This is a genomic window from Nocardiopsis sp. NPDC101807, from assembly GCF_044766605.1.
Taxonomy (GTDB): domain Bacteria; phylum Actinomycetota; class Actinomycetes; order Streptosporangiales; family Streptosporangiaceae; genus Nocardiopsis; species Nocardiopsis tropica.
In genome coordinates this window covers 994,433-1,015,323 of sequence record NZ_JBIWMK010000001.1, presented here as the reverse complement: position 1 = coordinate 1,015,323, position 20,891 = coordinate 994,433, and the positions used below count along the sequence as shown (strand labels likewise).

Annotated in this window: 18 protein-coding genes; 10 read left to right on the top strand and 8 right to left on the bottom strand. The window is 72.0% G+C overall.

Features of this window, described 5'->3' with window-relative positions; genetic code table 11:
* Positions 1-60 precede the first annotated feature (60 nt).
* The 3 genes from ACIRPH_RS04385 to ACIRPH_RS04375 form a co-directional block, all read right to left on the bottom strand.
* Positions 61-750 carry a class I SAM-dependent DNA methyltransferase gene (locus ACIRPH_RS04385; protein ID WP_402909009.1) on the bottom strand — a complete coding sequence of 230 codons (690 nt, stop codon included), beginning with the start codon at positions 748-750 and terminating at the stop codon, positions 61-63.
* A gap of 432 nt (positions 751-1,182) precedes the next feature.
* Entirely contained in the window at positions 1,183-2,055 is an 873-nt protein-coding gene (locus ACIRPH_RS04380) for a 1,4-dihydroxy-2-naphthoate polyprenyltransferase (protein WP_402909007.1), read from the bottom strand.
* Between the two features lie 116 nt (positions 2,056-2,171).
* On the bottom strand, positions 2,172-2,726 hold the full coding sequence (locus ACIRPH_RS04375; RefSeq protein WP_402909005.1) for a GNAT family N-acetyltransferase: 555 nt from the start codon (positions 2,724-2,726) through the stop codon (positions 2,172-2,174).
* Positions 2,727-2,813: 87 nt separating this feature from the next.
* Here ACIRPH_RS04375 and ACIRPH_RS04370 point away from each other — a divergent pair, with 87 nt between their 5' ends.
* From ACIRPH_RS04370 to ACIRPH_RS04330, 9 genes are all read left to right on the top strand, one after another.
* Positions 2,814-3,194 carry a phage holin family protein gene (locus ACIRPH_RS04370; protein ID WP_402909003.1) on the top strand — a complete coding sequence of 127 codons (381 nt, stop codon included), beginning with the start codon at positions 2,814-2,816 and terminating at the stop codon, positions 3,192-3,194.
* A gap of 367 nt (positions 3,195-3,561) precedes the next feature.
* The gene (gene dapA / locus ACIRPH_RS04365) at positions 3,562-4,533 is read left to right on the top strand and encodes a 4-hydroxy-tetrahydrodipicolinate synthase (RefSeq protein ID WP_267946037.1); all 972 of its coding nucleotides are present in this window, start codon (positions 3,562-3,564) and stop codon (positions 4,531-4,533) included.
* On the top strand, positions 4,530-6,215 hold the full coding sequence (locus ACIRPH_RS04360; protein WP_402909000.1) for a ribonuclease J: 1,686 nt from the start codon (positions 4,530-4,532) through the stop codon (positions 6,213-6,215). The genes dapA and ACIRPH_RS04360 overlap by 4 nt, the downstream gene beginning before the upstream one ends.
* A gap of 240 nt (positions 6,216-6,455) precedes the next feature.
* The gene (locus ACIRPH_RS04355) at positions 6,456-8,948 is read left to right on the top strand and encodes a DNA translocase FtsK (protein ID WP_402908998.1); all 2,493 of its coding nucleotides are present in this window, start codon (positions 6,456-6,458) and stop codon (positions 8,946-8,948) included.
* Between the two features lie 182 nt (positions 8,949-9,130).
* Positions 9,131-10,240 (top strand): helix-turn-helix domain-containing protein, encoded by a 1,110-nt coding sequence (locus ACIRPH_RS04350; RefSeq protein ID WP_402908996.1) that lies wholly within the window; start codon positions 9,131-9,133, stop codon positions 10,238-10,240.
* 172 nt (positions 10,241-10,412) lie between these two features.
* Positions 10,413-11,861 carry a 30S ribosomal protein S12 methylthiotransferase RimO gene (gene rimO, locus ACIRPH_RS04345; RefSeq protein WP_402908994.1) on the top strand — a complete coding sequence of 483 codons (1,449 nt, stop codon included), beginning with the start codon at positions 10,413-10,415 and terminating at the stop codon, positions 11,859-11,861.
* The gene (pgsA, locus tag ACIRPH_RS04340) at positions 11,858-12,460 is read left to right on the top strand and encodes a CDP-diacylglycerol--glycerol-3-phosphate 3-phosphatidyltransferase (RefSeq protein WP_402908992.1); all 603 of its coding nucleotides are present in this window, start codon (positions 11,858-11,860) and stop codon (positions 12,458-12,460) included. The genes rimO and pgsA overlap by 4 nt, the downstream gene beginning before the upstream one ends.
* A complete protein-coding gene (locus tag ACIRPH_RS04335; RefSeq protein WP_402908990.1) occupies positions 12,457-13,014 on the top strand; it encodes a CinA family protein in 558 nt (185 codons plus the stop codon). The genes pgsA and ACIRPH_RS04335 overlap by 4 nt, the downstream gene beginning before the upstream one ends.
* Positions 13,015-13,173: 159 nt before the next feature.
* The gene (locus ACIRPH_RS04330) at positions 13,174-13,530 is read left to right on the top strand and encodes a helix-turn-helix transcriptional regulator (protein WP_330160277.1); all 357 of its coding nucleotides are present in this window, start codon (positions 13,174-13,176) and stop codon (positions 13,528-13,530) included.
* A gap of 118 nt (positions 13,531-13,648) precedes the next feature.
* Here the strand turns inward: ACIRPH_RS04330 and ACIRPH_RS04325 are convergent, their stop codons facing one another.
* From ACIRPH_RS04325 to ACIRPH_RS04305, 5 genes are all read right to left on the bottom strand, one after another.
* Positions 13,649-14,113 (bottom strand): Rrf2 family transcriptional regulator, encoded by a 465-nt coding sequence (locus ACIRPH_RS04325; protein WP_267946029.1) that lies wholly within the window; start codon positions 14,111-14,113, stop codon positions 13,649-13,651.
* A 259-nt stretch (positions 14,114-14,372) separates the two neighbouring features.
* A complete protein-coding gene (locus ACIRPH_RS04320; RefSeq protein ID WP_402908988.1) occupies positions 14,373-15,845 on the bottom strand; it encodes a glycoside hydrolase family 3 protein in 1,473 nt (490 codons plus the stop codon).
* 193 nt (positions 15,846-16,038) lie between these two features.
* Entirely contained in the window at positions 16,039-17,013 is a 975-nt protein-coding gene (locus ACIRPH_RS04315) for a carbohydrate ABC transporter permease (RefSeq protein ID WP_402908986.1), read from the bottom strand.
* A complete protein-coding gene (locus ACIRPH_RS04310; RefSeq protein ID WP_402908984.1) occupies positions 17,010-18,002 on the bottom strand; it encodes a carbohydrate ABC transporter permease in 993 nt (330 codons plus the stop codon). Before ACIRPH_RS04310 ends, ACIRPH_RS04315 begins: the two co-directional genes overlap by 4 nt.
* Positions 18,003-18,095: 93 nt before the next feature.
* Complete coding sequence (locus ACIRPH_RS04305) at positions 18,096-19,373, bottom strand: extracellular solute-binding protein (RefSeq protein ID WP_402908982.1); 1,278 nt, start codon at positions 19,371-19,373, stop codon at positions 18,096-18,098.
* 259 nt (positions 19,374-19,632) lie between these two features.
* Between ACIRPH_RS04305 and ACIRPH_RS04300 the strand changes: the two genes are divergently transcribed.
* Entirely contained in the window at positions 19,633-20,847 is a 1,215-nt protein-coding gene (locus tag ACIRPH_RS04300; RefSeq protein ID WP_402908980.1) for an ROK family transcriptional regulator, read from the top strand.
* Positions 20,848-20,891 lie beyond the last annotated feature (44 nt).

The window sequence follows — 20,891 nt, the reverse complement described above, 5'->3', positions numbered from 1 at the left end:
GGCCGTGAGGGGGGAGGCGCCCGCCCGGGGCGCCTCCCCCGCCGCCGCGGTGCGCGCCGCTCAGGCGCCCCGGCGGCAGGTCAGGAAGACCTGGGTCTCGGGGTGCGCGCCGGAGTCCTCCGGCTCGTAGGACACGACCCGCTCGTCCTCGACGAGCAGCCCCGCCTCCCGCACCACCCGGCGCAGCTCCTCGCGCGGATAGCCCGACACGCGGACGTCCGAGCCGAGGAAGGGGATCGGCGCGTCGTCCATGTCGGCCTCCACCATGGCCAGGCACAGCAGGCCCTCCGGGACCAGCGACGCCCGGATCCGGCTGAGCGCCTCGGGGATGCGCGACTTGGGCAGGCACAGCAGGGAGAAGAACGCCACGATGGCGTCGTAGGAGGACTCGACCGGTTTCAGGTCGAGGATGTCGGCTTGGACGAAGGTCGCCTGCGGCACGTTGCGGCGCGCGATCTCGATCATCCGCCCGGAGATCTCGTAGCCGGTGACGCGGACGCCCGCGGAGGCGAACTGGCGGGCGGTCGGCAGCCCGGTGCCCGACCCCAGGTCGAGCACGTGCGCTCCGGGCGGCAGCAGGTCCAGCAACCGCCGGACCCGCTCCTCCTGCCCCTCCTTGCGCGGAAAGGCCTCGTCGTAGCGTTCTCCGATCGTGTCGAACGCGGCGGCCTGCTGGGCCGAGCGCTCCGCCCACGCTTCCGGGTCCGGAGCGAGGTCGAGGGGGTCGGGGGCGGTGTTCTCGCTGGGCACGGTGTCGTCTTCTCCCTACCGTGGCTGAACGCGTGTCTGGGGGACCGGCCCGCATACTAGCCCCACGGGGGCGCGCACCGGAGCCCGGACCGCGTCCTCGCAGGCCGGACGGAGTGTCCCGGCCGCCACGGCGCCCGGACGCCGCCCCCCGAGCCGGCCCTCCGGAGGAGGGCGCGGGCCCCGCGGTGACCGCGTCGCCGCGGAGAGGACCGGGGCGGGCCGTCGAGGGCCCGCCCCGGAACGGCGCCCCCACACACCTCTCGGACGGGGCCGCGCCGCTCGCGGCGACCTAAAGCGCGTCCCGCGGACGCTCGCCCCGCTGCGCGTCGCCCCGGCACGCCCTTCGCGGCGTTCTCCTCCGTCGACAGGGCCCCGCCCCGACCCCTTCTCCGGCCTTGCGGTGAACGCACCGGATGCGCCGCTCGCGGCGACCTAGCCCAGGGCGAGCGCGGCCGAGAACAGGACGCCGAACGCCATCTGCAGCCTGCCCGTCTCGCCCAGGCCCAGGACCAGGTCGCGGCCCGCCTGCCCGCCCAGCACACGCCTCAGCGGGGGCACCGCGAGCGGCGCCGTCAGCAGCACGAGCGGGGTCCACCAGAACACCGGGGTCAGCACCAGAGCGACCGCGTAGGAGGCGCCGATCGCGCCCGCGAACAGCCGCCGGGTACCCGCGTCGCCGAGCCGGACCGCGAGGGTGACCTTCCCGGTCTCCCGGTCCGTCGGGATGTCCCGCAGGTTGTTGATGACCAGAACGGAGCAGGACAGCAGGCCGACCGGCACGGAGGCCACCCAGGCCTGCCACGGCGCCGAGCCCAGCTGCACGAACACCGTGCCCACCACGGCCACCACGCCGAAGAAGACGAACACCGACACCTCGCCCAGGCCCCGGTAGCCGTACGGTGCGCGGCCGCCGGTGTAGTACCAGGCCGCGGCGATCGCCAGGGCGCCCACCAGGAGCAGCCACCACGACGACGTCGCCACCAGCACCAGGCCGACCGCGCCCGCGAACGCGAAGCTGCCCAGGGCCGCGGCGAGCACGTGTCCCGGCTTCGCCAGGCCCGACGCCGTCAACCGGGTCGGACCGGTGCGCTCCTCGGTGTCGGTGCCCTTCACGCCGTCGCTGTAGTCGTTGGCGAAGTTCACCCCGACCTGGAGGGCCATGGACACCACCAGGGCCAGGAGGGCCTTCCACCAGACGAACCCGTCCAGGGCGAGGGCCAGCGCCGTGCCGACCGCCACCGGGACGACCGAATTCGGAAGCGTGCGGGGACGCAGCCCCGAGACCCATTCACTGACCGTGGCCACGCGGCGGTCCTCCACCCTCGACGACTCTGCGCCGCACCTGGTGCGCGACGCGGACAACCACCCAACGGTAGTCCCTGTCCGCGTCCGGCCCCAACCGGCCGCGGGCGGGGGCGCCCCTACGCGGAGACCGCCGCGTGCAGGCGCACCATCGGCAGCGGCGAACCCAGGTCGATCTCCCGGCGGGCGCCGTCCGCGCGCCACCCCGACGCCTCGAAGAACGAGCGCAGCGCGTTGCCGGCCTCCGGAACCCACACGTGCACCGTGCCGAAGCCGTCGTCCACCAGGTGGTCCACGCAGGCGTTGACGAGGCGGCTGCCGTGCCCCTCCCCGGCCCGCTCCGGGTCCACGTGCAGCGCGAACACCTCCGCGTCCGTGGCCGGCCACAGGTCCGGGTCGCCCGCGGGGCCGAACGCGGCGAACCCCGTCACGGTCCGCACCCCCCCGACCTCGTCGGTGGCCACCACCAGCCGGTGCCGGGAGGTCGGCGGGGACTCCAGCGCGGCCGTCCACTGCTCGTGGAACTGCCTGCGGGCGTCGGCGCCGCCGATCTCGGCGACCACCGCGTCGGGCAGCAGCGCCCCGTACACCGCCCGCCACGAGGCCACCTGGACGTCCACGACGGTGTCCACATCGGACGCGCGGGCGGGGCGGACGAACTGGGCGCTGGACACGAGGGGGCCTCCTGGGGAGCGGGCCGCGGCAAGATCACCTACGCCGGAGTTTCCGGACCTTGCCTCGGCATGGGAACATCTACAGTTGTGAGCCTCATTATCAGAGTTATCGTGAACGCGCTCGCCCTTTGGGCGGCTGTCTTCCTGATCGACGGGATCGACGTCACAGCCCAGACCACCGCTGGTCAGATCGGCGTCTACCTCGCGGTCGGCGCCATCTTCGGTGTGGTCAACGCGATCATCAAACCGATCGTCAAGGCTGTCGGGTGCCTGTTCTACGCGCTGACCCTCGGGCTGATCGGCCTGGTGGTGAACGCGCTGCTGCTCATGCTCACGAACTGGATCGCGAGCCTGTTCGCCCTCCCGTTCCACATCGAGGGGTTCTGGCCCGCGTTCTGGGGTGCGATCGTCGTCACCATCGTCAGCTGGCTTCTGAGCATGTTCCTTCCGGACGGACAGGACGACTGAGACCGGGGCGCCAGACGCCCGACCAACCCCCTTCCGCGGCCCTGACCTGCACGCGGTTCCCGGGCCCGGCCGGATGGCACGGGCCCGGGACGGGTAGGTTCACATGAGCCGGTCCGTCAACCTCGACCCACGAGGACGGCGGCCGAGCAGGGCACGACCCCGCGCCCGACCCAAGACGGGGCACCACAGGAACTTTCCCGCGACCGGATCGCGTACCGCCGGTCGCGGTGGCGGACACGCAGCGCCGCACACCCGTGCACGCGTCATGCGCACGGGACACATCCAGCTGTCGACGCACACCGAGAGGAGGAGGGGCACCTTCGGACCCACCGCCCGGCGGAGGCGGTCCGGAGGCCTTTCACACACGATGACGGACACCAAGAACCGCCCGTTCGGCAAGATGCTGACCGCGATGGTCACGCCCATGCTCGACGACGGCGAGCTCGACTACGAGGGCGCGGCCAGACTGGCCACGTACCTCGTCGACGAGCAGAACAACGACGGCCTCATCATCAGCGGCACCACGGGTGAGTCGCCGACCACCAGCGACGACGAGAAGGACCGCCTGCTCAGGGCGGTCCTGGAGGCGGTCGGCGACCGCGCCAGGGTCATCGCCGGGGTCGGGACCAACGACACCCGCCACAGCGTGAGGCTCGCCAAGGCCGCGGAGAAGGCGGGCGCGCACGGTCTGCTGACCGTCACGCCCTACTACAACAAGCCGCCTCAGGAAGGCCTGATCAGGCACTTCACCGAGATCGCGGACACCACCGAGCTGCCGGTCATGCTCTACGACATCCCGCACCGCACCGGCACGCCGATCGCCTCGGAGACCCTCGTCCGCCTGGCCGAGCACCCCCGCATCGTCGCGAACAAGGACGCCAAGGACAACATCGGCGCCAGCTCCTGGGTGATGGAGCGGACCGACCTGGCCTTCTACTGCGGCACCGACATCCTCAACCTGCCGCTGCTGTCCGTCGGCGCGGCCGGTTTCGTCAGCGTGGTCGGCCACATCGTCGGCTCCGACCTGCGCGAGATGATCGACGCCTTCGAGAAGGGCGAGGTCGGGCAGGCGCTGGCCATCCACCGCCGCCTCACCCCGGTCTACACCGGTATGTTCCGCACCCAGGGCGTCATCACGACCAAGGCGATCCTGAACCAGTTCGGACTGCCCTCCGGTCCCGTGCGCACCCCGCTCACCGACGCGTCGGTCGAGCTCCAGGCACTGCTGCGCGAAGACCTTGCCGCCGCCGGCGTCAAGGGCCCCATCGGACTGGCCCCGCACCAGGCCGTCCCCGCCAGCGCCGTGCGCGTCGAGCGCCTCACGGAGGGATCTGTATGAGCCACCCGCACCCCGAACTGACCTCGCCCCCGCCCCTGGGCAAGGGCGCGCTGCGCGTCGTCGCCCTGGGCGGCCTCGGCGAGATCGGCCGCAACATGACGGTCTTCGAGTACGACGGCCGCCTGCTCGTCGTCGACTGCGGCGTGCTCTTCCCCGAGGAGGAGCAGCCCGGTGTCGACCTGATCCTGCCGGACTTCGACTACATCCGGGACCGGCTCGACGACATCGAGGCGGTCGTGCTCACCCACGGGCACGAGGACCACATCGGCGGCATCCCGTTCCTGCTGCGCGAGCGGGCCGACATCCCGATCGTCGGCTCCCGCCTGACCCTGGCGCTGATCACCGCCAAGCTCGGCGAGCACCGCATCAAGCCGGAGACCGTCCAGGTGGAGGAGGGCGAGCGGCACCGGTTCGGCTCCTTCGACCTGGAGTTCTTCGCGGTCAACCACTCCATCCCGGACGCGCTGGCCGTCGGCATCCGCACCCCCGGCGGGTCGGTGCTGCACACCGGTGACTTCAAGATGGACCAGCTGCCGCTGGACGGCCGCCTCACCGACCTGGCCGGGTTCGCCCGGTTCGGCGACGAGGGCGTGGACCTGCTGCTGTCGGACTCCACCAACGCCGAGCAGCCCGGGTTCATCGTCAACGAGCGCAACCTGTCCGAGGCCATCGACAAGGTGTTCCGGCAGGCCGAGAAGCGCATCGTGGTGGCCTGCTTCGCCTCGCACGTGCACCGCGTCCAGCAGGTCATCGACGCCGCGTCCAAGCACGGCCGCAAGATCGCGTTCGTGGGCCGCTCGATGGTCCGCAACATGAACATCGCGCGCGACCTGGGCTACCTGAGCATCCCCGGCGACACGATCATCGACGTCAAGCAGCTCGACCAGATGCGGCCGAACGAGGCCGTGCTGATCTGCACGGGCTCGCAGGGCGAGCCCATGTCGGCGCTGAGCCGGATGGCCAACCGCGACCACCAGATCCGCATCGAGGAGGACGACACCGTCCTGCTCGCCTCCTCGCTGATCCCCGGCAACGAGAACTCCGTCAACCGGGTGATCAACGGCCTGACCCGCTGGGGCGCCAAGGTCGTGCACAAGGGCAACGCCCTCGTGCACGTGTCCGGGCACGCGTCCGCCGGCGAGCTGCTGTACGTGCTCAACATGGTGCGTCCGCGCAACTTCATGCCGGTGCACGGCGAGTGGCGGCACATGCGCGCCCACGCCGACCTGGCCAAGCTCACGGGCGTTCCCTCGGACCGGATCATCATCGCCGAGGACGGCGTGGTGGTGGACCTGTACAAGAAGCGGGCCAAGATCGTGGGCGCGGTCCAGGCCGGATACGTGTACGTGGACGGCGCCTCGGTCGGCGACGTCACCGACGCCTCGCTCAAGGACCGCCGCATCCTCGGCGAGGAGGGGTTCATCTCCGTCGTCGTCGCGGTGGACTCCGGGACCGGCAAGATCCTCGGGGAGCCCGAGATCCACACCCGGGGCGCGGGCATCGGCGCCGCCGCCTTCGACGACGTCATCGACAAGATCCAGGACTCCCTGGACAAGGCGGCCAGGGACGGGGTCAACGACCCGCACCAGCTGCGGCAGCTCATCCGCCGCAACACAGGCCGCTGGGTCAACGACACGTACCGTCGTCGTCCCATGATCATCCCTGTCCTGGTCGAGGTCTGACCGACCGGTCCGGGGACGCCCCGGACCGGAGCACGGGAACGGCCCGAGGCGCGCGCCCCGGGCCGTTCCCGTGCTCCGTGCCGCCCCGGGGGAGCCGCGGGCGGGACACCGCCGGCCGATTCGGACGACACGCCGTCCCGGTACGGGCCAAGGGGGTGGACGCTTCAGTAGGCTGCCCGCCGTGACGGGCCGTCCTGCCCGGCCGTCCGACCGACCCCGTCCCCCGTGGAGGTGACCCCGATGGCCACGCGTGCCTCCTCCGGTGGTTCCGGACGCAAGAAGCCCGCCGCCCGCAAGCCCGCGCCGAAGAAGCGCATGCCCGACGGGCCCATCGCCTTCGCGTTCACCATGTTCGGCCAGTTCCTGCTCGTGCTGTGGAAGCTGATCGCGCACACCGTGGGCGGCGCCGCGCGCGCCGTCGGCCGCAGCGCGCGCGACCTCGACCCCGACCTGCGCCGCGACGGCATCGGACTGGTCCTGCTGGCCGCGGGCGTCCTCGTCGCCGCCGCCGTGTGGTGGCGGAGCGAGGGGCCTCTGCTGGAGTACACCCGCATGATCGTGACCGGCGGCTTCGGCACGTTCTCGCCGATCCTGCCGCTGCTGTTCCTGCCGGTCTCGGTCAAGCTCATGCGCACCCCCGGTTCGGGCCGTGAGGGGGACGGCGGCCGGCTGTTCATCGGCACCGTCTCGATCATGCTGGGGCTGCTCGGGCTGATCCACATCGCCAACGGCCTCCCGGAGCCCTCCGACGGCCTGGAGGCGCTCCAGGGGTCGGGAGGGCTCATCGGCTTCGTCGCGGCGGGCCCCCTGAGCGCCGTCGTCACCCCGTGGCTGACCGGCGTCCTGCTCGCCCTCGTGCTGGTCTTCGGCATCCTGGTGGTCACCGCCACCCCCATCCGGCGCGTCCCCGAACGCCTCCAGACGCTGTTCAACGCCCTGATGGAGCGGGACACCGGACCCGACTCGGGCATCGGCATCCTCGGCGCGGACCCCGCGCCCAAGGCCGCCAGGCCCCGCAAGCGCAAGCCGAAGAAGGAGCCCGCGGCGGAGACCGGGACGGTGGCGGGCGACCACGAGCGCCCCTACGACAGCCCGGTGGTGCCCGAGGAGCCCGTCGCCCCCGCCCTCACCGACGAGGAGGAGGCCGCCGCGGCGGCCGTGACCGCGGCCGGGAGGAAGAGGCCCGGCCGCAAGAAGGTCGACGTCCCCGACCCCACGCCGCCCCCCGCCGTGACCGAGCAGCTGACCATCCCCTCCCGGGTGGTCGAGGGCGACTACGAGCTGCCGGCGCCGGCGATGCTCAAGCCGGGCAGCCCGGTCAAGCCCCGCACCAAGGCCAACGACGACGTCGTCGCCGCTCTGTCGGGGGTGCTGACCCAGTTCGGCATCGACGCCGAGGTCACCGGGTTCACACGCGGCCCCACCGTCACCCGCTACGAGATCGAGCTGGGCCCGGCCGTCAAGGTCGAGAAGGTCACCGCGCTGGCCAAGAACATCTCCCTGGCGGTCAAGAGCGCCGACGTGCGGATCCAGTCGCCCATCCCCGGCAAGTCCGCGATCGGCATCGAGATCCCCAACACCGACAAGGACATCGTCAGCCTGGGCGACGTCCTGGGCTCGACGGCCGCCACCTCCGACGACCACCCCATGCTGGTGGGCCTGGGCAAGGACGTCGAGGGCTCCAACGTGGTGGCCAACCTGGCCAAGATGCCGCACGTGCTGGTGGCCGGCGCGACCGGCGCCGGCAAGTCCACCTGCATCAACGGGCTGATCACCTCGCTGATGATGCGGGCGACCCCCGACGAGGTGCGGATGATCCTGGTCGACCCCAAGCGGGTCGAGCTGACCATGTACGAGGGCATCCCGCACCTGATCACGCCCATCATCACCAACCCCAAGCGGGCCGCGGAGGCCCTGCAGTGGGTGGTGGGGGAGATGGACCGCCGCTACGACGACCTGGCGGCCTCGGGGTACCGGCACGTGGACGACTTCAACGCCGCCGTGCGCGCCGGGCAGCTGACCGCCCCGCCGGGCAGCGAGCGGGTGTACGAGGCCTACCCGTACCTGCTGGTCATCGTGGACGAGCTGGCCGACCTCATGATGGTCGCCCCGCGCGACGTCGAGGACGCGGTCGTGCGCATCACGCAGCTGGCCCGCGCCGCCGGGATCCACCTGGTGCTCGCGACCCAGCGTCCCAGCGTCGACGTCGTCACCGGGCTGATCAAGGCCAACGTGCCCTCCCGGCTCGCGTTCGCCACCTCCAGCCTCGCCGACAGCCGCGTCATCCTCGACCAGCCCGGCGCCGAGAAGCTGGTGGGCAAGGGCGACGCCCTCTTCCTGCCGATGGGCGCGGGCAAGTCCATCCGCCTCCAGAACGCCTGGGTCAGCGAGAAGGAGATCCGGGCGATCGTCGAGCACTGCAAGAAGCAGTCCGAGCCCAGCTACCGCGAGGACGTCGCGGCCCCCGAGGGCAAGAAGAAGGAGATCGACGAGGACATCGGCGACGACCTCGACCTCCTCCTCCAGGCCGTCGAACTGGTGGTCACCACCCAGTTCGGGTCGACGTCCATGCTCCAGCGCAAACTGCGCGTCGGCTTCGCGAAGGCGGGCCGCCTGATGGACCTGATGGAGAGCCGTGACGTCGTGGGACCCAGCGAGGGCTCCAAGGCGCGCGACGTCCTCGTCACGCCGGACGAGCTCCCGGGCGTCCTGACGGAGATCCGCGGGGGCTGAGCCGACCCGCGGGCGGGTCGCCGGAGCACGCTCCGGCCGCGCGGAGGCGGCGACATTCTGTGCACCGGTGCCCTCTTTGGCGTGTTCTTGAGAGCTTCATGGGGCGTGGTGAACTGCGTCGGCGAGCCCCGGGCGGCAGAGTGGGAACCAGTCAGTCACACACAGTCGCGGAAGGAGTGCGCATGGCGACGATCGGTCAGGCCCTGTCCGGCGCCCGAATCGCGGCGGGGTACACGGTCGCGGACCTCAGCGCCCGTACGCGCATACGGCAGTCGGTCCTCAAGGGCATCGAGGAGGAGGACTTCGTCCCCTGCGGCGGGGACTTCTACGCACGCGGCCACATCCGCGGCCTCAGCAGGGCGCTCGGCCTGGACCCGGAGCCGCTGCTGGCCGAGTACGACCGCGAGCACGCGTCGTCGGACGCCCCGGCCTTCGTCCCCCTGCCGCGCCACCCGGCGGCCTCGCCCGCCGCGGTCAGGGCGGCGGTGGCCGCCGAGCGGGGCGAGGCGTACGCGGCCGAGGACGAGGAGCCGATGGCGGGCCCGCTCCCGAGCTTCGGCGAGGACGACCCCGGCGCCGGCGCCGAGCGGTGGGGCCACTTCGAGCGGGACCAGCGCCTGCGCCCGGGCGCGCGCCGGGGCCGCTCCCGCGCGGAGGCGGAGGACGCCGGCCCCGGACCGCGGGAGGCCGGCGCCCGGCGGGGCACCAGGGGCGTCCCGCGGCAGAGGGAGGACGGCGGCACCCGGCCCGGGGACACGAGGCCCGCGCCGCGGCCCCCGGTCACAGCCGCGCGGATACGGCGGGGCGAGGCGGTCCGCCGCCACTGGCCCTGGGCCGTGGTCGGCATCATCGTCCTCCTGGGGGTCGTCGTCGGCGTCCGCACCTGGCAGGACTGGGACGGGGGCAACCCGCTCCGCACCGCGTTCGAGTCCAACGGGGGCGGCGAGACCGTGGACTCCGCCGTCCTCCCCGGGGAGGGGCGGGCGGGCGCGGAGGACGCGGCCGTCGTGCCCGCGGCGGAACAGGCCGCGGAGCCCGCCGGGTTCACCCTCGGGCTGGAGTCCGCCGGACGCAGCTGGATCAAGGTCACCGCCCCCGACGGCAGCGACCTGTTCACCGGCTTCCTCCTCAAGGACGAGCCGCAGGAGTACGCGACGCAGGAGGGCGTCAGCCTGTGGGTCGGCGACGCCGGCTCGGTCGAGGTCTCCGTCGACGGCGAGGTCCTCGGACCCGCCGGGGAGATCGGTGAGGTCAAGGAGGTCGCCATCGGCCCCGACGGCTTCGACCGGTGACGTCACGGCCCGCTGCCTGGGGGAAGACGGGCCGGGGTACGGGCGGGTGAGCCGACCAAGGTAATGTGGGGGGCTGCGGGCGGCGCCCACCGGCGCCGCGCCGTGCGCGCGGTCCGACCGGTCCGCCCCGGCCCCGCATCACACTCGAAGCTCTCCCACACGCTTGGAAGCCATGTCATCGCGCCGTACTGTCTCTCTCGTCACCCTGGGGTGTGCGCGTAACGAGGTCGACTCCGAAGAGCTGGCCGGGCGTCTGTCCGCGGGCGGCTGGGACCTCGTCGACGGCGACACCAAGGCCGACGTCACCGTGGTCAACACCTGCGGGTTCATCGACGCGGCCAAACAGGACTCCATCGAGACCCTCCTCGAAGCGGCCGAGAACGGCGGCAAGGTCGTCGCCGCGGGGTGCATGGCAGAACGGTACGGCTCCGAGCTGGCCGACGCCCTCCCCGAAGCCCAGGTCATCGGTTTCGACGACTACTCCGCCATCACCGACCGGCTCGACGACGTCGTGGCCGGCCGCAAGCTGGTCCCGCACGACCCCCGCGACCGGCGCACGCTCCTGCCCATCAGCCCCGCCGACCGCGACGCCTCCCAGGTGCACGTCCCCGGCCACGCGGGCTTCGCCGAGGCGCCCGGGGCCGACGGCACCGAGCTGCCCTACCGCGCGGCGGTCCCGCGCCGCCGCCTCACCGGCGGGCCGGTCGCCAACCTCAAGATCGCCTCCGGCTGCGACCGCCGCTGCACCTTCTGCGCCATCCCGACCTTCCGTGGGGCCTACCTCTCCAGGCGCCCCGACGAGATCGTGCGCGAGGCCGAGTGGCTGGCGGGGGAGGGCGTCCGCGAGGTCTTCCTGGTCAGCGAGAACTCCACGTCCTACGGCAAGGACCTGGGCGACGTGCGCGCCCTGGAGAAGCTGCTGCCCCGGCTCGCCGCCGTGGAGGGCCTGGAGCGCGTGCGCGTCAGCTACCTCCAGCCCGCCGAGGTCCGGCCCGGCCTGGTGGACGTCCTCACCGGCACCCCCGGAGTCGTCCCCTACTTCGACCTGTCCTTCCAGCACGCCAGCGGCACCCTGCTGCGCCGCATGCGCCGCTTCGGCGACCGCGAGCGCTTCCTGGAGCTCCTGGACACCGTGCGCAAGCGGACCCCCGAGGCCGGGGCGCGCTCGAACTTCATCGTCGGCTTCCCCGGCGAGACCGAGGCCGAGTTCGAGGAGCTGGTCTCCTTCCTCTCCGAGGCCCGCCTCGACGCCATCGGCATCTTCGGCTACTCCGACGAGGACGGGACCGAGGCCCTCTCCCACGAGGGCAAGCTCCCGGCCGAGGTGGTCCAGGAGCGCGTGGACCGGCTCAACCGGCTCTCCGAGGAGCTGATGGTCCAGCGGGCGGAGGAGCGGATCGGCACCGAGGTCACCGTCCTCGTGGAGAGCGTGCTGGAGGACGGCGCCTACGAGGGCCGGGCCGACCACCAGGCCCCCGAGGTGGACGGCAGCACCATCCTGTACGGGGAGGGCCTCGCCGTCGGCGACCTGGTGCCCGCCACGGTCGTCCAGTCGGCCGGGGCCGACCTCGTCGCCGAGCAGGACGAGACCCGGCCGGGCGGGGAAGCCGGGGACAGATGAGCACCCACGACGCGGCGACGCCCGCCCCCCACGTTCCGCTGTGGAACATCGCGAACATCCTCACCATGAGCCGCCTGCTCATGGTCCCGGTCTTCGTGTGGTTCATGTTCCTGGACGGCTCATGGTGGCGGTTCGCCGCCTTCGCCGTCTTCGTGATCGCCGCCATCACCGACCGGATCGACGGCGAGCTCGCCCGCCGCCACAACCTGGTCACCGACTTCGGCAAGATCGTCGACCCCATCGCGGACAAGGCGCTCACCGGGTCCGCGCTCGTCGTGCTGTCCCTCCAGGGCGACCTGTGGTGGTGGGTGACCGTCGCGATCCTGGTCCGCGAGTGGGGCGTCACCGCCCTGCGCTTCGCGGTCCTGCGCTACGTCGTCATGCCGGCGAGCAGGGGCGGCAAGCTCAAGACGGTCCTCCAGATCGTGGCCATCAGCGTCTACCTGTTCCCGCTCCAGGTCCTGCCGTTCAGCGACCTCTTCGTGTGGTTCGCGCACATCGTGATGGGCGCGGCCCTGTTCGTGACCCTGTGGACCGGTGGGTCCTACGTGCTGGACGCCGTGCGCGCCGTGCGCGCGAGGAGGGACGCCCGGGGATGAACCAGCAGGAGGACCGGGTGGGACTGGGCTCCGAGGTCAGGGAGTTCCCCGTCGAGTCGCTGACGGCGGCCGGGGCGGTCCACCGCGCCCTGCTGGAGGGCGGTGGGACCTGCGCCACCGCCGAGTCCCTGACGGGCGGCCTGATCGGCGCCCACCTGACCGCCGTCCCCGGCTCCTCCCGCACCTACCGCGGCGGCGTGGTGACCTACGCCACCGACGCCAAGGCGGCCGTCCTGGGGGTCCCCGAGGACCTCCTGGCCGAGCACGGCGCCGTGCACCCCGACGTGGCCGCCCACATGGCCCGCGGCGCCAGGCGCCTGTTCGGGGCCGACCACGGGGTCGCGGTGACCGGTGTCGCCGGACCCGAACCCCAGGACGGGCAGCCCGTCGGGACCGTCTATGCGGCCGTCGCCACCTGGGACGACCGGACCCTCGTCCGCCGGTTCAGTTTCACCGGGGACCGTGCGGGTATCCGATACCGCACGGTCGAGGGCGCGCTGTCGCTCCTGGACTCGGTTGTTCGCGGGAGCACGGTGGGAAACACCCGGACCTGAACCATTCGGGCGGTCCTCCCTCTCCCGGCACTCGGGAACAAAACCACCCCCGAGTGAGGTTCCCCCTCCAGCGAACAGGACGGCAAGAGGTGCCCGAATCGGGCGTGGGGCAGGTACGGTGTTGTATATGAAGGTCGCTACCGGTGGGAGGGAGCGCGAATGATGGTCCTGCTTCGTCACCTACTGGGTGACGTGCTCAGGCGGCTGAGGCAGCGCCAGGGCCGCACCCTCCGCGAGGTGTCGGCCGATGCGCGTGTATCCCTCGGATACCTGTCCGAGGTCGAGCGCGGGCAGAAGGAAGCCTCTTCCGAACTGCTCTCGTCGATCTGCGGGGCCCTGGGGGTCCCGCTTTCGCAGGTTCTGAGGGAGGTCTCCGACCAGCTCGCCCTCGCCGAGCTCCAGGAGGCCGCTCTGCTGGGTGACGCGGTCACGACCGACCCCGTCCCCGCCCAGGACCTCGGCATCGAGCCGGTGCCGGATCGTGTTCCCCAGGTCGCCGACATGGTCGGGGTCTGACCCCGGCCGGGAACTGTCCGTACAGCCGCACCCTGACCACGTGAAGGAGCCGGCCACCCTCGGGTGGCCGGCTCCTTCACGTGTGGGACGGTGCGAGGACGCCCCGGCGCCGCCGCGGTCAGCGGTGGGTGTGGTTCACCCAGGCCTCGGGGTCCTCCGCCAGCGTACGCACCGCCTCGGGCAGCTCGTTCGTCACCAGGTGCTGGAGGTTGACCCCCTCCAGGATGGCGCGTTCGCTGGCGCGCAGGGCGATCCACACCTGTTGCAGGCTGCGGGCCGCGCCGTCGTAGTCCACGTGCTCGGGGCGTTCCCCGCGCACGTTGGCGAGCGGCCCGTCGACCGCTCGGATGATGTCGGCGAGAGAGATCTCCGCCGCTGGTCGGGCCAGCCAGTAACCGCCGACGGGGCCGCGTTGGCTGCGCACCAGCCCGGCACGGCGTAGCTGGGTGAGGATGTTCTCTAGGAATTTTCCGGGGATGGCCTGAGCGCGTGCTAGCTGCTCGGCCGTCACCGGCCCGTCGCCGGCGACAGCGAGTTCCGCTGCCGCGCGAAGCGCGTAATCGACCCGGGCTGAAAGGCGCATGCTGTGATTATGCCGTGGTTAGAAGGGCGAATGGGGCACCGGACGCCGACGGGTGTGCCGACGGACCGGGATGCTACAGGCCAAGGGTACTTCTCCTACCGGGTTTCGGGGACACCGGCGGCGTCCCTCCCCGGCGCCCGCGCTCCGCGTTCCCGCGCCTTCGGGGGCGGGACGCGGCGGACCGCGTGAACGGATCCGGCCCGGCCCCGCCGTGCGGCGGGGCCGGGCCGGGGGCGCCGGGCCCTAGGGGGGCGGGGCCTCAGCTCATGCCGGGGGCGGGTGCGCCCACGGCGCCCCCCAGCAGTTCGGCCGCGCTCAGGCCGTTCACGTGCGCGGCCCCGTAGGTGCTCACGTAGGCGCCGCAGTCGGGCCGCCAGATGGGAAGGCCCATCTCCACCACCACGGCCCCGGGCCGGGCGTCGAGCAGGCGGCTCACGAGCGCCCGGGCCTCCGGGTAGCGGTGCGCGTCCCTCACGACGACCACCAGGTCGCGTCCCCGGGCGCCGGCGATGAGCCGGTCCGCCTGGGCGGGGTCGGGGACGACGCGCTCCGAGCCGGGGAACCAGGGGGCCAGCCCCCAGGGGACCTCGCCCACGGCCATGCCGGCGGGGGCGTCCACCTCGACCACGAACGGGTCGCTCAGGGGCGGCAGGTCGCCGTCCACGCGCACGGCGCGGCGGGCCCCGGCCAGCCCGACGGGCTCGCCGGCGGGGACGGCCGCCCCGGGGGCGGACGTCTCGCGGATCCAGGTGCGCAGGCGCGCGTTCCGCTCGGCGGCCTCCTCCAGGCGCTGCCCGGGGAGGCGGCCCTCGCGCACCGCGGTGACCAGGGCGGCGCGGATCAGTTCGATCTGGTCCTCGTACACCCGGCGTCCCAGGCACAGCAGGTCGACCCCGGCGGCCACGGCGAGCACGCTCGCCTCCGGGATGCCGATCCGGCCGCTGACGCCGTCCATGTCCATGGCGTCGCTGACCACGGTGCCCCGGAAGCCCAGCTCGTCGCGGAGGAGGTCGTTGAGGATGTGCGGCGCGAGCGTGGCCGGTCCCTCGCCGCCCAGGCCGGGAAGCTCGATGTGCGCGGTCAGGATCGACTGCACGCCGGCCTCCACGGCCGCGCGGAAGGGGAGCAGCTCGCGGCGGTGCAGGAGGTCGGCGTCGGCCTCCACCCGGGGCAGCGTGTGGTGGGAGTCCTGCGAGGTGGCGCCGTGGCCGGGGAAGTGCTTGGCGCAGGCGGCCACGCCGGCGGACTGGAGGCCGATCACGGCGGCCGCCGCGTGGCGGGCCACCAGTTCGGCGTCGGAGCCGAAGGAGCGGGTGCCGATCACGGGGTTGTCGTCGGCGACGTTGACGTCCACCGAGGGCGCCAGGTCCAGGTTGAAGCCCAGGGCGGCGAGGCGGTCGCCCATCGAGCGGTGGGTGTCGCGGGTCAGGTCCGGGTCGTCCACCGCGCCCAGGGCCGCGTTGCCCGGGTAGTCGCTGCCGCGCGCCTGGCCGATGCGGGTGACGTCGCCGCCCTCCTCGTCCAGCGAGATCAGCGGGGTGTCCGTGGCCTCGGACAGGGCCGCGTTCAGGGCGGTCACCTGTTCGGGTGTGTCCAGGTTGTTGTGGAACAGGCAGACGCCGGAGATGCCGTCCGCCAGACCCTCCAGGACCCAGCGAGGGGCGTGGTAGGACTCGAAGGGCACCAGCAGCGTGGCGTTGGCCAGACGCGCCAGGGTCGGGTCGTACGGCATGACGAGCTCCGTTCGGTGAGCATAGGGGTGCCCGGGAGGTCACCACTGGAGCCGGCGGCTCCCCATCGGGGTGGTGAGGGCGACATTCGGGCAGACGGGTGGCGGGAACACGGGTACGGAAGCGGTGCGGCGGGCGTGCCCGGGGCGGGGGCCGCGGCGCCGGCCGCGGTCCCGCCCGAGGTGGGGAGCCCTGTCAGCCCTTGACGGCTCCCATGGTCAGACCGGAGACCATGCGCCGCTGGACGAACAGGAAGAAGATCATCACGGGGATGGTCAGCAGGGTGGAGGCCGCCATGATCGGTCCCCACTCGGTGCCGAACCGGCCGAAGTAGTACGACAGGGTCAGCGGCAGCGTGTAGTGGTCCGTGCTGCGGCCCAGGAACGTCAGCGCGACGATGAACTCGTTCCAGGCGGTGATGAACGCGAAGATGCTCGCGGCGACCAGGCCCGGCGCGACCAGCGGCATCAGGATGCGCCAGAAGATGGTCCAGGCGCTGGCGCCGTCGATGGCCGCGGCCTCCTCCAGCTCCTTGGGCACCGCCGCGACGAACCCGCGCAGCATCATGATCGTGATCGGCAGGGAGACGGCCGTGTAGACGACGAGCAGGCCGGACAGGTTGCCGAGCAGCTGCACGCCGCTGGCGTCGGACAGCTGGCGGAAGTTGAGGAAGATCGAGATGATCATCGCTTCCATCGGCACCATCTGGATGATCATCAGCAGGATGATGAACGCGGTGCGCAGCTTGAACCTGAAGCGGGCCACGGCCACCGCCGCGAGCAGCGACAGGAACGCTCCCATGCCCACGGCGAAGAGCGTGACGACGAGGCTGTTGCCCAGGAACTGCCAGAAGTTCACACCCGGGATGAGCTGGCCGTTGACGACCCGGTCGAAGTGCGCCAGGGTCGGCGCGCTCGGGAACAGGGTCTGGTTCCGGGTGAAGATCTCGCCCACCGGCTTGAAGGCCGTGACGACCATCCAGTACACCGGGAAGACCGAGAAGAGGAACACCGCGATCCCGGCCAGGTACAGCGGCAGGGAGCGCAGGCGGCGCAGCGGGCTGCGGCGGTAGACGCGCTCGGCGCCCCGGCGGCGTCCGGCCCCGGAACCGCCGGTCGCGGTGGTGGCGGCCCGGGCGGCGGGGCCGGCGGTGTTGTCGATCGCGGTCATCGGGTCTCCCCCTGGCGGATCATGATGCGCAGGTAGTACGCGGTGACTCCGAGGATCATCACGGTCATGACCACCGCGATCGCCGAGCCCATGCCGTAGTTGGCCGGGCTGGCGCTGAACCCCTGCTGGTAGATGTAGTACGAGAGCAGGTAGACGTCCTGGTTCTGGAAGCTGTTCGCCAGGATGTACAGCTGGGTGAACACCCTCAGGTCCCAGATGATCTGGAGGACGAGCAGCAGGGCGAACAGCGGGCGCAGCATCGGGAACGTGACGTTCCAGAAGGCCTTCCAGGCGCTCGCGCCGTCCATCCGCGCGGCCTCGTACAGCTCGTTCGGGATGCTCTTGAGCCCGGCGAGGACGGAGACGGCCACGAACGGGAAGGACTGCCAGACGATCACCATGATCAGGACCGAGAACAGCGAGCCCGGTTCGAGGAACCAGTTGTACTCGAGCCATCCGCTGCCCACCAGCCAGTCCGGCATCCGGTCGAGGACGACGTTGACGAGGCCGCGCTCGGGCAGGAACAGCCAGCGGAAGACCAGCGACGCGCTCAGCGCGGGGGTGGCCCAGGCGAGCATCATGCCGATGGACACGAACCCGGCGAACCACTTGGGCATCTTGTGGAGCAGCAGACCCACGAGGGTGCCCAGCACCATCGTGATGCCGACCATCAGCACGCAGACCACGACCGTGTTGCGCAGGATCGTCCAGAACGTGGGGTCGGTCAGCAGCTGCTGGTAATGCGCGAAGCCGTTCCATTCCGGGCCGGGCTGGTTCGGCAGGAGGTTGCGCGTGGTGAAGCTCGTGAGCGAGTACCACACCATCTGCACGATCGGCCAGAGCAGCACGACCGCGAGGAGGATCAGTGCCGGGGTGATGAGCAGGTACGGGGTGGGATTTCTGCGGCGGCGCGGCGCGGTCTCGTCGGAGGCCGGTGCGACGGCCTCCTCGTCCCCGCGCGGGTTCGCCGGTTCGACGGTGTGTGCCATGGTCTTCTCAATCGAGGCGTGGGCCGACCGCGGCGGGCGGGGTCCGGGAGGGACCCCGCCCGCGCACGGCTCTGCACAGTGGGGTGGAGAGGACTACTCGACCGGCTCGTTGAGGATCGAGGCCAGTTCCTCGTTGGCGGCGCCCAGGACCTCCTCGGCGTCACCGCCGCGGACGATGTCCAGGACGGCGCCGGGCAGGATCTTGCTGTCCTGGTCGGCCGCGGTCCAGCGCGGGGTGGTCGGGAAGAAGCGGGTGTTCTGCATCTGCGTGGCGGCCGCGGCGCGCTCCGGGTCCTCCTGGTACTCGGGGGTCTCCAGGAGAGCCGGGTAGGCGGGGAAGAAGCCGGCGACGTCGGCGTAGGCCTTGCCGCCCTCCTCGTCACCGAGGACGGTGAGGAGGTCGAAGGCCTCGTCGGGGTGCTCGGTGGTGGTGAAGACCGTCAGGGCGGAACCGCCCGCGAAGACGGGGGCGATGCCGTCGGCGCCGGGGATCGGGGCGGAGGCGATGTTCTCCAGGACCGCCGGGTCCTCGGCCTGCTCCTCCATGGAGCCCAGGGCCCAGCCGCCGTCGATGTACATGCCCAGCTCGCTGTTGGCCATGTCGGCCAGGGCGACGAGCTCGTTCTCGCCGACGTAGCCCTGCGGGGAGATGCCGTCGGTGGTCAGGCTTGCGTAGAACTCGACGGCCTCGACGGTGGCGGGGTCGGTGAGGTTGCCCTCCCACGTGTCGCCGTTCTGGGTCGCGATCTCGCCGCCGTTGCTCCAGATGAAGCTGGCGATGCCGTTGGTGAAGTCGGTCGGCGCGGCGAAGCCGGGGACGTCGTACTCCTCCTGGATGGCCTCGGAGACCTCGACGAGCTCGTCCCAGGTGGTGGGGGGCTCGTGGCCGAGCTCCCGCAGCCAGTCGGCGCGGTAGTAGAGGGTGCGGACGCCGGAGAACCACGGGACGCCGTACTGCACGCCCTCGTAGGTGCCGTACTCCAGGGCGTTCTCGTCGATGCCCGCGGCGGCGTCCCAGCCGCCGACCTGCTCGCTGATGTCGAGGAGGGCGCCCTGCGCGGCCCAGCCGGCCACCTGGTCGTTGCCGACCTCCAGGACGTCGGGGGCGTCGCCGCCGGCGAGGGCGTTGGTGATGGACTCCTGCGCGTCGGGCCAGGGGATGAACTCGACGTCGACCTCGACGCCGGGGTGGGTCTCCTGGAAGCGGGCCTCGGCGTTGTCGAAGTACTCGACGAGGGGGTCCTGCGAGGTGCCCATGACCCAGACGGTCAGGCTCTCGGCCTCACCGCCGCTGGAGTCGTCGGAACCGCCGCCGCAGGCGGCGGCGAGCAGGACTACGGCCGTGGCCGCTGCGATCTTGGGGAACCTCATGTGTACCTATTCTCCCTTCGCACCACGCGCCGGGGATGCGACGCCTGTGCTCAAGCCGGGCTGGGATGATGGAACGATCACCCACCGACTCGACGTCTTCGTGGGGGTTGTGCTGGGATAGCACGTTGGCCGCCCCGCCGGCGCGGGTACCGGAGGGCCCGAAATTAACGCGGACCTGCCAGGACGTGACCTCCTGTGAGGTTGTGAGCTAAATTAACAGGAAACTTTCCTAATAAAAACAGGGTGAGGTGTCACGGTTATGTCTCAACGTCCGGGGACTCCCCGGCTGCTACGCCAGCTCAACGACCGCGCGGCACTGGAGCTACTCCTGTCCGCGGGGCCCTTGACCAGGACGCAGCTGGGCACGAGGACCGGCCTGTCCAAGGTGACCGCCTCCCAGCTGCTCGCGCGGCTGGAGGAACGGGACCTGGTACGCGTCGTCGGCAGTCAGGCGGGGGGCCGGGGCCCCAACGCCGCCCTCTACGCGGTGGTTCCGGAGAGCGCTTACGTGGCGGCCCTCGACGTGAGCGCCCACTCGGTGACCGCGACGATCGCCGACATCACGGGCCGGGTGATGAGCGAGGTGACCGTCGACCCGAGCGCCTCCGACGACCCGGTGTCCCTCGTCCACACCGCCGTCATGCGGTTGGCGGACACGGCCGGGGTCCCCCTCGACAGGGTGCGCGCGTGCGTCATCGGCACACCGGGCGTCGTCGACCCGCGCACCGGCGACATCCGCTTCTCCTTCGACCTGATCTCCTGGCACGAGGGCATCCTGGAGGCGCTGCGGGCCGACCTCAAGCGCTCGGTCATGATCGAGAACGACGTCAACCTGGCGGCCCTGGCCGAGCACGCCGAGGGGGCCGCCGCGGGGGTCGACGAGTTCGTCCTCATCTGGCTCAGCGCGGCGGGCGGCGTGGGCATGTCCACCATGATCGACGGCCGCATCCACCGGGGCCGCTCCGGCGGCGCGGGGGAGATCGGCTACCTGCCGGTCCCCGGTGCGCCGATGCCGGTCGACGTCGGGCTGTCCGGCGGCTACGAGTCCCTGCGGGACGGTGCGACCAGGGAACTGCCCCACGGGTTCCAGGCACTGGTCAAGGCGGGACAGGTGGTGCAGCTCGCGGCGGAGTACGGGATCGACGGCGCCGACGTCGTGGACGTGGTGGAGAAGGCCTCGGCGGCCGGATCGCCCGAGGGCGACGCGTTCCTGGACGCCTTCGCCGAGCGCCTGGCACGGGGGGTGGCGGCGGTCAGCGTCATCCTCGACCCCGGGCTCGTGGTCCTGGGCGGCGACGTCGCCCGGGCCGGAGGCCCCAAACTGGCCGAGAGGGTCCAGGAGGCCGCCGCCCGCATCGCCCCCAACGCCACCGAGGTCGGCCTGGGCCTGGTCGAGGGCAGCCCCGTGGTGCGCGGCGCCCTGCTGCACGCGCTCGAACGCGCCCGCGACGACGTGTTCTCCTCGACCGTCTGACCCGCGCTCCGCCGGCCGCCGTGTCCCCGGCCCTCCTCACCCGT

What these genes read in the sequence shown, in the direction of transcription:
- ACIRPH_RS04320 (WP_402908988.1), bottom strand. Translation starts at nt 15,845, where the DNA reads ATGCCGTACGACCCGACCCTGGCGCGTCTGGCCAACGCCACGCTGCTG.
- ACIRPH_RS04310 (WP_402908984.1), bottom strand. Translation starts at nt 18,002, where the DNA reads ATGGCACACACCGTCGAACCGGCGAACCCGCGCGGGGACGAGGAGGCC.
- ACIRPH_RS04335 (WP_402908990.1), top strand. Translation starts at nt 12,457, where the DNA reads ATGAACCAGCAGGAGGACCGGGTGGGACTGGGCTCCGAGGTCAGGGAG.
- ACIRPH_RS04315 (WP_402908986.1), bottom strand. Translation starts at nt 17,013, where the DNA reads ATGACCGCGATCGACAACACCGCCGGCCCCGCCGCCCGGGCCGCCACC.
- ACIRPH_RS04305 (WP_402908982.1), bottom strand. Translation starts at nt 19,373, where the DNA reads ATGAGGTTCCCCAAGATCGCAGCGGCCACGGCCGTAGTCCTGCTCGCC.
- ACIRPH_RS04330 (WP_330160277.1), top strand. Translation starts at nt 13,174, where the DNA reads ATGATGGTCCTGCTTCGTCACCTACTGGGTGACGTGCTCAGGCGGCTG.
- ACIRPH_RS04355 (WP_402908998.1), top strand. Translation starts at nt 6,456, where the DNA reads ATGGCCACGCGTGCCTCCTCCGGTGGTTCCGGACGCAAGAAGCCCGCC.
- ACIRPH_RS04300 (WP_402908980.1), top strand. Translation starts at nt 19,633, where the DNA reads ATGTCTCAACGTCCGGGGACTCCCCGGCTGCTACGCCAGCTCAACGAC.
- rimO (WP_402908994.1), top strand. Translation starts at nt 10,413, where the DNA reads ATGTCATCGCGCCGTACTGTCTCTCTCGTCACCCTGGGGTGTGCGCGT.
- ACIRPH_RS04325 (WP_267946029.1), bottom strand. Translation starts at nt 14,113, where the DNA reads ATGCGCCTTTCAGCCCGGGTCGATTACGCGCTTCGCGCGGCAGCGGAA.
- dapA (WP_267946037.1), top strand. Translation starts at nt 3,562, where the DNA reads ATGACGGACACCAAGAACCGCCCGTTCGGCAAGATGCTGACCGCGATG.
- pgsA (WP_402908992.1), top strand. Translation starts at nt 11,858, where the DNA reads ATGAGCACCCACGACGCGGCGACGCCCGCCCCCCACGTTCCGCTGTGG.
- ACIRPH_RS04360 (WP_402909000.1), top strand. Translation starts at nt 4,530, where the DNA reads ATGAGCCACCCGCACCCCGAACTGACCTCGCCCCCGCCCCTGGGCAAG.
- ACIRPH_RS04350 (WP_402908996.1), top strand. Translation starts at nt 9,131, where the DNA reads ATGGCGACGATCGGTCAGGCCCTGTCCGGCGCCCGAATCGCGGCGGGG.